The sequence below is a fragment of the Streptomyces sp. NPDC032091 genome (assembly GCF_055580265.1).
In genome coordinates, this window is record NZ_JBVILR010000011.1 from 220,971 (window position 1) to 233,623 (window position 12,653).

Consider the following 12,653-nt stretch of genomic DNA (forward strand, 5'->3'; position numbering starts at 1 on the left):
CGGACGCGAACGGACCCCCCGCCGCGGGTGCGGCAGGGGGTCCGTCGCCGTTCGGGGCGCCGTACCGGAGCGGGGGCTCCGGCGGCGCCGTCGCTCGGGCCGAGGCGGCCGGTGGCAGACCGGGGCGGTGCCCCGGTCAGGCCGCCGTGACCGCCACGCCGTGCTCCGCGGCGAGCCGCTGGAGGTCTTCCAACGCGGCCTGTTCCACGTCCGCGAGGTAGTCGTCGCCCGTCTCGCGGGCCTTGCTCAGGTCCGACTGCGTGGCGCTGATGCGCTGCAGGAGACCCGCGGTGAATGCGTCCATGCTGGGTGCGCCCCCTCTTCGTGGGTCGCGGCGTGCCTGCGCGGGGCAGTCCGCCGTCAGGAGTGGATGGGGTGTGCAGTCGTCCTCCCCGGCACGCTGGGCCCAGAAACCTCGCAAGGCGAGGGAATCCTCACTTCCGAGCCCTCAGGGGCCCCGAGAAGGGGCTCAGGGGCGCCTTACAGCCGGTTTACGGCCGAAACCGGCAGGATGGAGGCGCAATACAGGTGTGCCCTCAGGAGTGCCCTCAGGGCTCGAAGGAAGGAAACGACGTGCGCGTACTCGTCGTCGAGGACGAGCAGCTGCTCGCCGATGCGGTGGCCACCGGCCTGCGCCGGGAGGCCATGGCCGTGGACGTCGTGTACGACGGCGCCGCGGCCCTGGAGCGCGTCGGGGTGAACGACTACGACGTGGTCGTGCTCGACCGGGACCTTCCGCTGGTGCACGGCGACGACGTCTGCCGGAAGATCATCGAACTCGGCATGGCCACCCGCGTCCTCATGCTCACCGCCTCCGGCGACGTCAGCGACCGCGTGGAGGGCCTGGAGCTGGGGGCCGACGACTACCTGCCCAAGCCCTTCGCCTTCAGCGAGCTGACCGCCCGCGTCCGCGCCCTGGGGCGGCGGACGACCGTGGCGCTGCCGCCGGTGCTGGAGCGGGCCGGGATCAAACTCGACCCCAACCGGCGCGAGGTCTTCCGCGAGGGCCGGGAGGTCCAGCTGGCGCCCAAGGAGTTCGCGGTGCTGGAGGTGCTCATGCGCAGCGAGGGGACCGTGGTCTCCGCCGAGCAGCTGCTGGAGAAGGCCTGGGACGAGAACACCGACCCGTTCACCAACGTGGTCCGCGTGACCGTGATGACGCTGCGCCGCAAGCTGGGCGAGCCGCCCGTCATCGTGACCGTGCCCGGTTCCGGCTACCGGATCTGATCCGATGGCCGCGACCCCCTCGCCGCCACCGGCGCCACCGAAACCCACCTGGGACCCCGGCCAGCCCGAGGGTCCCTTCCCTTGGCTGCGGCCGACCATCCGCATACGGCTCACGCTGCTCTACGGCGGCATGTTCCTGATCGCCGGGATCCTGCTGCTGTCGATCATCTACCTGCTGGCCGCGCAGGCCCTGCGGGAGGGCAACGCGCTCCCGTTCAAGATCGTGGGCGGCCAGAAGGTCGAGGTCTCCAGCAGCACCTGCCCGGGCGTCGGCATCGACCAGTCGATCGAGCAGTTCAACGCCGCGATCGGGCAGTGCATCCTCGACCAGCGCAAGCACGCCCTGGACGACCTGCTGAGCCGCTCGCTGATGGCCCTCCTGGGCCTCAGCGTGATCGCCTTCGCCTTCGGCTACGCGATGGCCGGCCGGGTGCTCTCGCCGCTGGGCAAGATCACCCGGACCGCCCGCCGGGTGGTCGGCTCCGACCTGACCCGGCGGATCGAGCTGGACGGGCCGGACGACGAGCTGAAGGAGCTCGCCGACACCTTCGACGAGATGCTCGACCGCCTGGAACGGGCCTTCACCGCCCAGCAGCGCTTCGTGGCCAACGCCTCGCACGAGCTGCGGACCCCGCTGGCCATCAACCGGACCCTGCTGGAGGTGCACCTGTCGGATCCCGGCGCGCCGGTGGAGCTCCAGCAGCTGGGCAAGACCCTGCTGGCCACCAACGAGCGCAGCGAGCAGCTGGTCGAGGGCCTGCTGCTGCTGGCCCGCAGCGAGAACCAGATCGTGGAGCGCAAGCCCGTGGACCTGGCGGAGGTCGCCTCGCGCGCCATCGACCAGGCGCGCGGGGAGGCGCTGGCCAAGGGCGTGGAGATCCGCGGCGAGCGCGCGCTGGCCGTGGTCCAGGGCAACGGCGTGCTCCTGGAGCGGATCGCCCTGAACCTGGTGCAGAACGCCGTCCGGTACAACGTGCCGGAGGACGGCTGGGTCGAGGTCACGACCGAGGTCCAGCACGGCCAGGCGGTGCTGCTCGTCTCGAACACGGGTCCCGTGGTTCCCGCGTACGAGGTGGACAACCTCTTCGAGCCCTTCAGACGGCTGCGTACGGAGCGAACGGGCAGTGACAAGGGTGTGGGCCTCGGCCTGTCCATCGCGCGCTCTGTGGCGCGCGCACACGGCGGCCGCATCCTGGCGACCCCGCGCGAGGGCGGAGGCCTGGTGATGCGTGTCACGCTGCCCCTTTGATCCACCCCTGGGCTGTTCGCTGTCAGCGGAACGGCCCGGCGGGACGGAGGCCCTCGGCTGTGTGATCGATCACATTGTCGAGTGTCCGGGCGTGCGCGTTCCGTGACCCCAGGAGGGCCGGAAAGCCCGGGAAGTCCGGGTTTCCGGCCCCTCGAATGGCGGGAAATACACGGGGTGGCGGTCGTGCAAGACGACCCCCGGACCGTGTACGGTCCCGGTCGTCATCCCAGCTGCGGGCCCCTGTGGGCGCGGGGCTGGGTGTCGATTGAGTAACAGACCTTGATGTGAGGCAAAATCTCCGCCTCAGGTCGGGCACAAGTCCGGCCTCTCGCGCGTTACGTGCGCTGAGACACCGCTAAATCCCAGAGGGGGAGAGCGAAAAAATGGCAACGGACTACGACACCCCACGCAAGACCGACGACGACGTCGACAACGACAGCATCGAAGAGCTGAAGGCGCGACGCAGTGACAAGGTCACTTCCAGCGTCGACATCGAGGACTTCGACGGCGCCGAGAGCCTGGAGCTCCCGGGTGCGGACCTCTCCAACGAGGAGCTGGCCGTCCGGGTGCTGCCCAAGCAGGCCGACGAGTTCACCTGCATGAGCTGCTTCCTGGTGCACCACCGCAGCCAGCTGGCCCGCGAGAAGGACGGCCAGCCCATCTGCCGTGACTGCGACTAGGTCTCGGCCGTGACCGGCTCGACGCCTTTCCGGAAGCTCCGCCTTCGGAAGACCGGCGATCCGGCGGCAGGAGCGCAGGCGGAAGCCGCGGGCCCGGAAACGGGCCCCGGGGCCGTCGGCGACCCGGCCTCCGGGGCGGCCGTCGTGCCGTCCGACACCGCCGCGGCGGTGCCGTCTGGTACGGCGGCGGACGAGGAGTCCCGGGGCAGACCCGGGGCGCGTCGGATGCAAGCCGTCAAGAACGGTGTGCGCAGGGGCGGCGAGAGCGCGCGGAACGTCGCCCTGTACATCGCCGACCGCATCATCGAGAACGCCCCGCGCGTTCCGGTCAGGGACCTCGCGACACTGCGCGCGCAGTTCCCCGGCCTCGGCCCCGAGCAGCTGGCCGACAAACTGATCGCCGGCGCCGCGAACGCCACGTCGTCCGTGGGCGCGGGCGTCGGCGCGGCCGCCATGATGCCGGTCCCGCCCGCCCTGGCGGCGGAGCTGGCCGCCGAGATCACCGGCGTGGCCGCCATCGAACTCAAACTCCTCGCCGAACTGCACGAGGTCTACGGGCAGCGACCGCCCGGCACCCTGAAGGACCGCAGCCTCGCCTACCTCACGGCCTGGACCGAGGAGCGCGGGATCGACCTGACCAAGCCGACCACGCTCAACGCGGCGCTCGGCGGCCAGATGAAGCGCGAACTGCGCCAGCAGATCATGAAGCGGATGTTCCGCAACCTGCCCAGCCTGATGCCGTTCATGGTCGGCGCCGCCGTCGGCGCGGTCATGAACCGCCGGGACACCAGGAAACTCGCCGAGAAGGTCCGTACGGACCTGCGCCGCCGGGCCGTGCCCTGGGCGGCCCTCCCCGCCGCCGGACCCGCACAGCGCCCCGCCCAGCCCCTTCCCGGGGCCACTCCGGCCGCACTGGAGCCCCCGGACCCCGACGGCTTCGGCCGCTGACCGCCCCTGGCCCTCAGGCCTGCGGGGCGGAGGCCTCCTGCGCGGCGCGGACCGCCGCCGCCAGGGCCCGCGGCTCGCGCGTGGAGACGTACACGTACGGCGTCGGGTCGGCCGGATCCGTGACCTCGATCCGGACCGCCGTCGGGATGTAGCTGCGCATCAGCATGAAGGCCCGCATGTCGGCCTTGTACGTGCGCCAGGCCCGGGCCTCCTCGCCCTCCAGCACCTCGGGCTCGCCCAGCGCCGACACCGGGATCCGGGACTCGCCCGCCGCCAGCACCCCGTTCACCACGCGCACCCGCGCGGAACCGATCGAGCTCACCAGCATCCCCGCCAGCGCGCCGCCGCCGACGAACCCCGCCAGCAGCGGCAGGGTGCCCAGCGGAAGCGTGATCAGCGCGCCGGCCACACCGGTCAGCGCGGCGATGCCCCACCAGGAGCGGGGGGCGGACAGGCGTTCGTCGTGGTGCGCGGGGGAGAGCTGCATGCCCTCAAGCCTCCCACGAGGCGACCGGTGGGTAGCCGCGCGGGTAAGGTCTGCGGCTGTGAGTGGACGAAACACAGCGTTGACGCCCCCGGCCGATGCCGTCGCTCCGGTCCGGCATCCCGATGCGCCGGCACCCGGAGAGCTCCTCGGCGCGCACTACGAACACTGTTTCGGGTGCGGCGGGGGCCAGCCCCACGGGCTCCACCTGGAGGCCCGCGCGGGCGAGGGCGTGCGCGTCACCGCCGAGTTCACCGTCCGTCCCGCCCACCAGGGCGCGCCCGGCCTCGCCCACGGCGGGGTGCTGGCCACCGCGCTCGACGAGACCCTGGGCTCCCTGAACTGGCTGCTGCGCGTCATCGCGGTGACCGGCCGGCTGGAGACCGACTTCGTGCGGCCCGTCCCCGTGGACACCGTGCTGCACCTGGAGGCCGAGGTCACGGCCGTCGCGGGCCGGAAGATCTACTCCACGGCGGTGGGCCGGATCGGCGGCCCCGAAGGCCCCGTCGCCGTCCGCGCCGACGCGCTCTTCATCGAGGTGAAGGTCGACCACTTCATCGACAACGGCCGTCCCGAGGAGATCCGGGCGGCGATGTCCGACCCGGACCAGGTCAGGCGCGCACGCGCCTTCGAGGTGAACCCCTGATGCCCCACGACAACCACACGCCCGTCGACGTGCTGATCCGCCGCGTCGACCCCGAGGTGCCGCTCCCCTCCTACGGCCATCCCGGCGACGCCGGCTGCGACCTGGTGACCACCGTGGCCGCCGAGCTGGAGCCCGGGGAGCGGGCCGTCCTGCCCACCGGCGTCTCCATCGCGCTGCCCGACGGGTACGCCGCCTTCGTGCACCCGCGCTCGGGCCTGGCCGCCCGCTGCGGGCTCGCGCTCGTGAATGCCCCGGGGACGGTGGATGCCGGGTACCGTGGGGAGATCAAGGTGATCGTGGTCAATCTCGACCCGCGCGAGAGCGTCCGGTTCGAGCGCTTCGACCGCATTGCCCAGCTGGTTGTCCAGCGGGTCGAGAAGGTGCGCTTCCACGAGGTGGCGGAACTTCCCGGCTCGGCCCGGGCCGACGGGGGGTTCGGCTCCACCGGCGGTCATGCGGCCGTGGCCGGATCCGGCGCTGGTCAGCAGGGTGGGAATGGCTACGCTTCGGTCGTTACCGACCGGGAAGGACAGTGACGTGTTCGGACGTCGCAAGAAGAACGACTCCGCTGACGACGGCGGCGCGGCCGAGCAGGTCGACGGCGTGCGCGCCGACGAGGCGGCCGAAGCCGGGGAGCCCCGGCGGGTGAACCTGCCGCCGGCCCCGCGGCCCGACGGCCCCTGGGACGTCTCCGAGGTGCCCGGCAACCCCGCCGACGGGCGGGTCGACCTGGGCGGCATCCTCGTACCCGGTGTCGAGGGCATGGAACTGCGCGTCGAGGTCGCCGGTGACGCGATCGTCGCCGCCACCGTGGTCCTGCGGGACAGCGCCGTCCAGCTCCAGGCCTTCGCCGCCCCCAAGAAGGAGGGCATCTGGGGCGAGGTCCGCGAGGAGATCGCCTCGGGCATCACCCAGCAGGGCGGTCTCATCGACGAGGTCGACGGCCCGCTGGGCTGGGAGCTGCGCGCGCAGGTCCCCGTACCGCTGCCCGACGGCCAGACCGGCGCCCAGCTGGTGCGCTTCGTCGGCGTCGACGGCCCGCGCTGGTTCCTGCGCGGCGTCATCTCCGGCCAGGGCGCGGTGCGCCCCGAGTCGGCCGGCGTGCTGGAGCAGATCTTCCGGGACACCGTCGTCGTCCGCGGCGAGGGGCCGATGGCCCCGCGCGACCCCATCGTCCTGAAGCTGCCGAACGACGCCCAGATGGTGCCGGACGGCGTGCAGACGGCCGAGGACCAGGAGAGCTCCCGTTTCTCCGGCGGCATGGGCCAGCTGGAGCAGGGCCCGATGATCACCGAGATCCGCTGACCCGGCGGACCCCGGCGACACCCGTTCCCCACCGCGGGCCGTACTCCTCCGGGAATACGGCCCGCCGTCGTACCCGCCTGGGCGTCAGGGATGCGTCAGGGATCTCGGGCCGGCCCCCGATCGGTGCGTGAACAGCGGGAACGTCCCCGAGAATGAGCGCATGGGACGCGGCAGGCTGAGGATCTATCTGGGCGCGGCACCCGGTGTGGGCAAGACGTACGCGATGCTCGCCGAGGGTCACCGGCGGGTGGAGCGGGGCGGCGACGTCGCCGTCGGCTTCGTCGAGCACCACGGGCGGCCGCGCACCGAGGTGATGCTGCACGGCCTCGAACAGGTATCCCGGCGCGAGCTGGTCCACCGGGGCGCCTCCTTCACCGAGATGGACGTGGACGCGGTCCTGGCCCGCCGCCCCGCCGTGGCCCTCGTCGACGAGCTCGCGCACACCAACGTCCCCGGCTCGCGCAACGCCAAGCGCTGGCAGGACGTCGAGGAACTGCTCGGCGCCGGGATCGACGTGGTCACCACCGTCAACATCCAGCACCTGGAGTCCCTCGGCGACGTGGTCGAGACGATCACCGGGGTGCGCCAGCGCGAGACCGTCCCCGACGAGGTGGTCCGCCGGGCCGACCAGGTCGAGCTGGTCGACATGTCCCCCCAGGCGCTGCGCCGGCGGATGGCCCACGGCAACATCTACCAGCCCGACAAGGTCGACGCGGCCCTGTCCAACTACTTCCGGCCCGGCAACCTCACCGCCCTGCGCGAGCTGGCGCTGCTGTGGGTGGCCGACCGGGCCGACGAGTACCTCCAGCAGTACCGGGGCGAGCACGGCATCCGCTCCACCTGGCAGGCCCGCGAGCGCATCGTCGTCGGCCTCACCGGCGGGCCCGAGGGGCGCACGCTGATCCGCCGGGCCTCCCGGATGGCCGCCAAGGGCTCCGGCAGCGAGATCCTCGCCGTCTACATCGCCCGCAGCGACGGACTGACCTCCGCCTCCCCCAAGGAGCTCGCGGTCCAGCGGACCCTGGTCGAAGACCTTGGCGGAACGTTTCACCATGTGATCGGCGACAACGTCCCCGAGGCGCTCCTCGCCTTCGCCCGCGGGGTCAACGCCACCCAGATCGTCCTCGGCTCCAGCCGCCGCAAGGCCTGGCAGTACGTGCTGGGCCCCGGGGTGGGCGCCACCGTCGCCCGCGACTCGGGGCCCGACCTCGACGTGCACATCGTCACGCACGAGGAGGTGGCCCGGGGGCGCGGGCTGCCCGTGGCCCGCTCCGCCGCCCGGCTGGGACGGCCCAGGATCGTGGCCGGCTGGCTGGTCGGCGTCGTCTTCCCGGTCCTGCTGTGCCTGCTGCTGACCCACATCAGCACGGACCCCGGCCTCGCCAACGACATGCTGCTCTTCCTGGGCCTGACGGTGGCGGCCGCCCTGCTGGGCGGGCTCTGGCCGGCCCTGGCCTCCGCGGCCTTCGGCTCCCTGCTGCTGAACTACTTCTTCGTCGAGCCCCTGCACCGGTTCACCGTCTCCGACCCCCGCAACATCATGGCCATCTCGGTCTTCTTCGGGGTCGCCGTCTCGGTCGCCTCGGTGGTGGACCTCGCCGCCCGGCGCACGCACCAGGCCGCCCGGCTGCGAGCCGAGTCCGAGATCCTGTCCACGCTGGCCGGGAGCGTCCTGCGCGGCGAGACCGCCCTGGACGCGCTGCTGGAGCGGGTGCGCGAGACCTTCGGGATGCGCTCGGTGGCCCTGCTGGAACGGGCCGGGGAGCGGGAGCCGTGGTCCCCGGCCGGCAGTGCGGGGCCCGGCCCGGTGGCGGCCCGGCCGGAGGAGGCGGACGTCGACATGCCGATCGGCGACCACATGGCCCTGGCCCTGTCCGGGCGGGTGCTGCCCGCCGAGGACCGCCGGGTGCTCGGCGCCTTCGCCGCCCAGGCCGCCGTCGTGCTCGACCGCCAGCGGCTGGTCGGGGAGGCCGAGGAGGCCCGCAGGCTGGCGGAGGGCAACCGGATCCGCACCGCCCTGCTGGCCGCCGTCAGCCATGACCTGCGGACGCCCCTTGCCTCCATCAAGGCCTCCGTCAGCTCGCTGCGTTCCGCCGACGTGGAATGGTCCGAGGAGGACCGGGCCGAGCTGCTGGAGGGCATCGAGGACGGCGCCGACCGGCTCGACCACCTGGTGGGCAACCTGCTCGACATGTCCCGGCTCCAGACCGGCACCGTGACCCCGCTGATCCGGGAGATCGACCTCGACGAGGTGGTCCCCATGGCGCTGGGCGGCGTACCGGAGGACAGCGTGCTGCTGGACGTGCCGGAGACGCTGCCGATGGTGCGGGTGGACCCCGGGCTGCTGGAGCGGACGGTGGCCAACGTGGTGGAGAACGCCGTCAAGTACAGCCCCCGGGGCCAGCGGGTGCTGGTCGCGGCCAGCACCCTCGGCGACCGGGTCGAGGTCCGGGTCGTCGACCGCGGTCCCGGGGTCCCCGACGAGGCCAAGGACCGCATCTTCGCCCCGTTCCAGCGCCACGGCGACGCCCCGCGCGGGGCCGGCGTGGGCCTCGGCCTGGCGGTGGCGCGGGGCTTCGCCGAGGCCATGGACGGCACCCTCGCCGCCGAGGACACCCCCGGGGGCGGACTGACCATGGTGCTCACCCTCCGCGCGGCGGCCGGCCCGCCGCAGCCGCCGGAACCGGATCCCGCCCGGACGGCGTCGACCGCGTGAACACCCCCCGAACGACAGAAAGCAGGACCCCCATGACCCGGGTGCTCGTGGTGGACGACGAGCCGCAGATCGTCCGAGCCCTCGTGATCAACCTCAAGGCGCGCAAGTACGAGGTCGACGCCGCGGCCGACGGGGCGGGCGCCCTGGAACTCGCGGCCGCCCGCCACCCCGACGTGGTCGTCCTCGACCTCGGCCTGCCCGACATGGACGGGGTGGAGGTGATCAGGGGGCTGCGCGGCTGGACCCGCGTCCCGATCCTCGTCCTCTCCGCCCGGCACAGCTCCGACGAGAAGGTCGAGGCCCTCGACGCGGGCGCCGACGACTACGTCACCAAGCCCTTCGGCATGGACGAGCTGCTTGCCCGGCTGCGCGCCGCCGTCCGCCGGGCCGAGCCGACCGCGGGGGCGGGCGAGGACGAGGTGGTCGTGGAGACCGAGGGGTTCACGGTGGACCTCGCGGCCAAGAAGGCGGTCCGCGAGGGACGCGACGTACGGCTCACCCCCACCGAATGGCACCTGCTGGAGGTGCTCGTGCGCAACGGCGGGAAGCTGGTCAGCCAGAAACAGCTCCTCCAGGAGGTCTGGGGGCCCTCCTACGGCACCGAGACCAACTACCTGAGGGTCTACATGGCCCAGCTGCGCCGCAAGCTGGAGGCGGACCCCTCGCACCCGCGGCACTTCATCACGGAACCCGGCATGGGCTACCGCTTCGAGAAGTAGCGGGCGGGGAGCGGTGGGGCTTCGAGCGGGGGCGGGGGCGCCGGTACGCTTCCTGTATGAGTGCTGAACCGCGTCCCGAGAAGCCCGCGAAACCGGCCAGGCCGGCGGGCCGGTTCCGCCGGATGATAGAGCGGCTGTCCACCTCCCAGGAGGAGCTGCATTCGGCGGAACTGCAGGAGGACGCAGAAGCCGCGGGGTGCACGCGGATCTGCGACTGCCACGACCGCCAGATAGTCAAGGTGACCGGAACCCTGCGCACCGTCACCCTGCGGCCGCGAGCGGGCGTACCCGCCCTGGAGGCGGAGCTCTTCGACGGCTCGGCCGCGCTGGACGTGGTGTGGCTCGGGCGTCGCTCGATCGTGGGAATCGAGCCCGGGCGGCGCATGATCGCCTCCGGGCGGATCGCGATGAGCCATGGGCGCCGGGTCCTCTTCAACCCGAAGTACGAACTCCGCCCCGTCGGACAGGAGCACTGACCGGTGACGTCACTCGACCGACCGACCCCGCCGGAGTCCGCCTCCCCGGACTCCTCCGCCACCCCGGCCCCCTCCGTCCCCTCCGCGGACCAGAGGGAGGTCACGCAGGCGGCGCTGTTCGACGCCTTCGGCGGCATCCGGGGCACCGTGGAGACGATGCTCCCCGGCCTGCTGTTCGTGATGATCTACACGATCAACAAGGACGTGACGATGTCCGCCATCGCGGCGGGCGTGGTCGCGGTGCTGCTGGTCGTCGTGCGGCTGCTGCGCAAGGACACCGTCAAGCACGCCTTCAGCGGGGTCTTCGGCGTCGGCGTGGGCGTGGCCTTCGCCCTGTTCACGGGCAGCGCCAAGGGGTTCTACCTGCCCGGCATGATCTACGGCGTCGGCCTGGGCGTGGCGTTCACGCTCTCGGCGCTGGTCGGCTTCCCGCTGCTGGGCGTGATCCTGGGGCCGGTGTTCAAGGAGAACCTGTCCTGGCGCACCCGCAACCCCGGGCGCAAGAAGGCGTACACCAAGGCCAGCCTGGCCTGGGGCCTGGTCTTCCTGGCGAAGTACGCGATCCTCTTCCCGCTGTACTGGTGGGGTGACGAGACCCAGCTGGGCTGGGTGCTGATCGCGCTGAAGCTCCCGCCGATGGTGCTGGCCGTGTACTTCACCTGGGTCTTCCTGGCGAAGGCGCCGCCGCCGATCGACGTGATCGCCGAGTACGAGGCCGAGGAGGCCGCCCGCGAGAAGCGGGGCTGAGCCGCGGAACGCGGGAGGGGCGGGGTGACTCCGGTCACCCCGCCCCTCCCGCGTTTCTCAGTGCTTGGCCTGGAGGAGGTCCTCCAGCTGCCCCTCGCGGGCCTGGGCGGCCACGAAGAGGAGCTCGTCACCCGGCTCCAGGGTCTCCTCGCCGTGCGGGGTGAGCACCCGGTTGCCGCGGATGATCGTCACCAGCGAGGTGTCCTCGGGCCAGTTGATCTCGCTGATCTGCGTCCCGGCGACCGAGGAGTCGGCCGGCAGGGTCAGCTCGACGAGGTTGGCGTCGCCGTGGCTGAAGCGCAGCAGGCGCACCAGGTCGCCGACGCTGACGGCCTCCTCGACCAGGGCCGACATCAGGCGCGGCGTGGAGACCGCGACGTCGACGCCCCAGGACTCGTTGAAGAGCCACTCGTTCTTCGGGTTGTTCACCCGCGCCACGACCCGGGGGACCCCGTACTCGGTCTTGGCGAGCAGCGAGACGACCAGGTTGACCTTGTCGTCACCGGTGGCGGCGATGACCACGTTGCAGCGCTGGAGCGCCGCCTCGTCGAGCGAGGTGATCTCGCAGGCGTCGGCCAGCAGCCACTCCGCCTGCGGCACCCGCTCCACCGAGATGGCGGTCGGCGCCTTGTCCACGAGGAGCACCTCGTGGCCGTTCTCCAGCAGCTCGCCCGCGATGGAGCGGCCCACGGCCCCGGCTCCGGCGATCGCGACCCTCATGCGTGTGCCTCCTCGGGACCCTCGGCGAAGGCCGCCTCGACCTTGTCGATCTCGTCCGTGCGCATCATCACGTGGACGAGGTCGCCCTCCTGGAGCACGGTCTGCGAAGTCGGCAGCGTCGCCTCGCCCAGGCGGGTGAGGAACGCGACACGCACGCCCGTCTCCTCCTGGAGCTTGCTGACCTTGTGGCCGATCCAGGCGGGGGAGGTGTGCACCTCCGCGAGCTGGACGCCGCCGCTCGGGTCGCGCCACAGGGGCTCGGCGCCCGACGGCAGGAGGCGGCGCAGCATCTGGTCGGCGGTCCACCGTACGGTCGCGACGGTGGGGATGCCGAGGCGCTGGTAGACCTCGGCGCGCTTGGGGTCGTAGATGCGGGCCGCGACGTTCTCGACGCCGAACATCTCACGGGCCACGCGGGCGGCGATGATGTTGGAATTGTCACCACTGCTGACCGCGGCGAAGGCTCCCGCCTCCTCGATCCCGGCCTCGCGCAGGGTGTCCTGGTCGAAGCCGACCCCGGTGACGCGGCGGCCGCCGAACGAAGCCCCGAGCCGGCGGAATGCGGTGGGGTCCTGGTCGACCACGGCGACCGTATGCCCCTGCTGCTCCAAGGTCTGCGCGAGGGCGGAGCCCACCCTTCCGCAGCCCATAATGACGATGTGCACGGCCGTCCTTCCGGCTGACAGCGGCTCGCTGGTTTCCAGCCTCATTGCATGCTCTGGCTAAACAGGGTCTC

The 12,653-nt window shown here is 72.3% G+C and carries 15 protein-coding genes; 11 read left to right on the top strand and 4 right to left on the bottom strand.

Annotated features, from left to right (window positions below):
- Positions 1 to 136: 136 nt before the first annotated feature.
- On the bottom strand, positions 137 to 304 hold the full coding sequence (locus tag ACZ5NJ_RS19850) for a hypothetical protein (protein WP_362063422.1): 168 nt from the start codon (positions 302 to 304) through the stop codon (positions 137 to 139).
- Between the two features lie 269 nt (positions 305 to 573).
- On the opposite strand from ACZ5NJ_RS19850, the gene ACZ5NJ_RS19855 reads away from it, so the two are divergent.
- The 4 genes from ACZ5NJ_RS19855 (at position 574) to ACZ5NJ_RS19870 (ending at position 4,104) form a co-directional block, all read left to right on the top strand.
- Positions 574 to 1,227: a response regulator transcription factor gene (locus ACZ5NJ_RS19855; RefSeq protein ID WP_042809534.1), complete on the top strand. Its 654-nt coding sequence runs from the start codon at positions 574 to 576 to the stop codon at positions 1,225 to 1,227.
- A 4-nt stretch (positions 1,228 to 1,231) separates the two neighbouring features.
- Complete coding sequence (locus ACZ5NJ_RS19860) at positions 1,232 to 2,476, top strand: sensor histidine kinase (RefSeq protein WP_468766336.1); 1,245 nt, start codon at positions 1,232 to 1,234, stop codon at positions 2,474 to 2,476.
- 383 nt (positions 2,477 to 2,859) lie between these two features.
- A complete protein-coding gene (locus ACZ5NJ_RS19865; RefSeq protein ID WP_042809536.1) occupies positions 2,860 to 3,156 on the top strand; it encodes a DUF4193 domain-containing protein in 297 nt (98 codons plus the stop codon).
- 9 nt (positions 3,157 to 3,165) lie between these two features.
- Positions 3,166 to 4,104, top strand: coding sequence for a hypothetical protein (locus ACZ5NJ_RS19870; protein ID WP_468766337.1), 939 nt, complete (start codon positions 3,166 to 3,168; stop codon positions 4,102 to 4,104).
- A gap of 13 nt (positions 4,105 to 4,117) precedes the next feature.
- Here the strand turns inward: ACZ5NJ_RS19870 and ACZ5NJ_RS19875 are convergent, their stop codons facing one another.
- Positions 4,118 to 4,591, bottom strand: a complete 474-nt coding sequence (locus ACZ5NJ_RS19875; RefSeq protein WP_468766338.1) for a DUF3093 domain-containing protein — start codon at positions 4,589 to 4,591, stop codon at positions 4,118 to 4,120.
- A gap of 58 nt (positions 4,592 to 4,649) precedes the next feature.
- Between ACZ5NJ_RS19875 and ACZ5NJ_RS19880 the strand changes: the two genes are divergently transcribed.
- The 7 genes from ACZ5NJ_RS19880 to ACZ5NJ_RS19910 all read left to right on the top strand — a co-directional run bounded on the left by ACZ5NJ_RS19880 (position 4,650) and on the right by ACZ5NJ_RS19910 (position 11,197).
- Positions 4,650 to 5,234, top strand: coding sequence for a PaaI family thioesterase (locus tag ACZ5NJ_RS19880; protein ID WP_395511883.1), 585 nt, complete (start codon positions 4,650 to 4,652; stop codon positions 5,232 to 5,234).
- A complete protein-coding gene (gene dut, locus ACZ5NJ_RS19885) occupies positions 5,234 to 5,770 on the top strand; it encodes a dUTP diphosphatase (RefSeq protein ID WP_468766339.1) in 537 nt (178 codons plus the stop codon). Before ACZ5NJ_RS19880 ends, dut begins: the two co-directional genes overlap by 1 nt.
- A 1-nt stretch (position 5,771) precedes the next feature.
- Positions 5,772 to 6,539 (top strand): DUF3710 domain-containing protein, encoded by a 768-nt coding sequence (locus ACZ5NJ_RS19890; protein ID WP_358891944.1) that lies wholly within the window; start codon positions 5,772 to 5,774, stop codon positions 6,537 to 6,539.
- 160 nt (positions 6,540 to 6,699) lie between these two features.
- Entirely contained in the window at positions 6,700 to 9,255 is a 2,556-nt protein-coding gene (locus tag ACZ5NJ_RS19895; protein WP_468766340.1) for a DUF4118 domain-containing protein, read from the top strand.
- Between the two features lie 32 nt (positions 9,256 to 9,287).
- Positions 9,288 to 9,974, top strand: coding sequence for a response regulator (locus tag ACZ5NJ_RS19900; protein WP_468766341.1), 687 nt, complete (start codon positions 9,288 to 9,290; stop codon positions 9,972 to 9,974).
- 56 nt (positions 9,975 to 10,030) lie between these two features.
- Positions 10,031 to 10,450 carry an OB-fold nucleic acid binding domain-containing protein gene (locus tag ACZ5NJ_RS19905; RefSeq protein ID WP_365147361.1) on the top strand — a complete coding sequence of 140 codons (420 nt, stop codon included), beginning with the start codon at positions 10,031 to 10,033 and terminating at the stop codon, positions 10,448 to 10,450.
- 3 nt (positions 10,451 to 10,453) lie between these two features.
- Positions 10,454 to 11,197, top strand: coding sequence for a DUF3159 domain-containing protein (locus tag ACZ5NJ_RS19910; protein ID WP_468766342.1), 744 nt, complete (start codon positions 10,454 to 10,456; stop codon positions 11,195 to 11,197).
- A gap of 57 nt (positions 11,198 to 11,254) precedes the next feature.
- On the opposite strand, the gene ACZ5NJ_RS19915 is transcribed toward ACZ5NJ_RS19910, so the two are convergent.
- Positions 11,255 to 11,917 carry a potassium channel family protein gene (locus tag ACZ5NJ_RS19915; RefSeq protein WP_045948692.1) on the bottom strand — a complete coding sequence of 221 codons (663 nt, stop codon included), beginning with the start codon at positions 11,915 to 11,917 and terminating at the stop codon, positions 11,255 to 11,257.
- Positions 11,914 to 12,582, bottom strand: coding sequence for a potassium channel family protein (locus ACZ5NJ_RS19920; protein WP_468766343.1), 669 nt, complete (start codon positions 12,580 to 12,582; stop codon positions 11,914 to 11,916). Before ACZ5NJ_RS19920 ends, ACZ5NJ_RS19915 begins: the two co-directional genes overlap by 4 nt.
- Between the last annotated feature and the right edge of the window lie 71 nt (positions 12,583 to 12,653).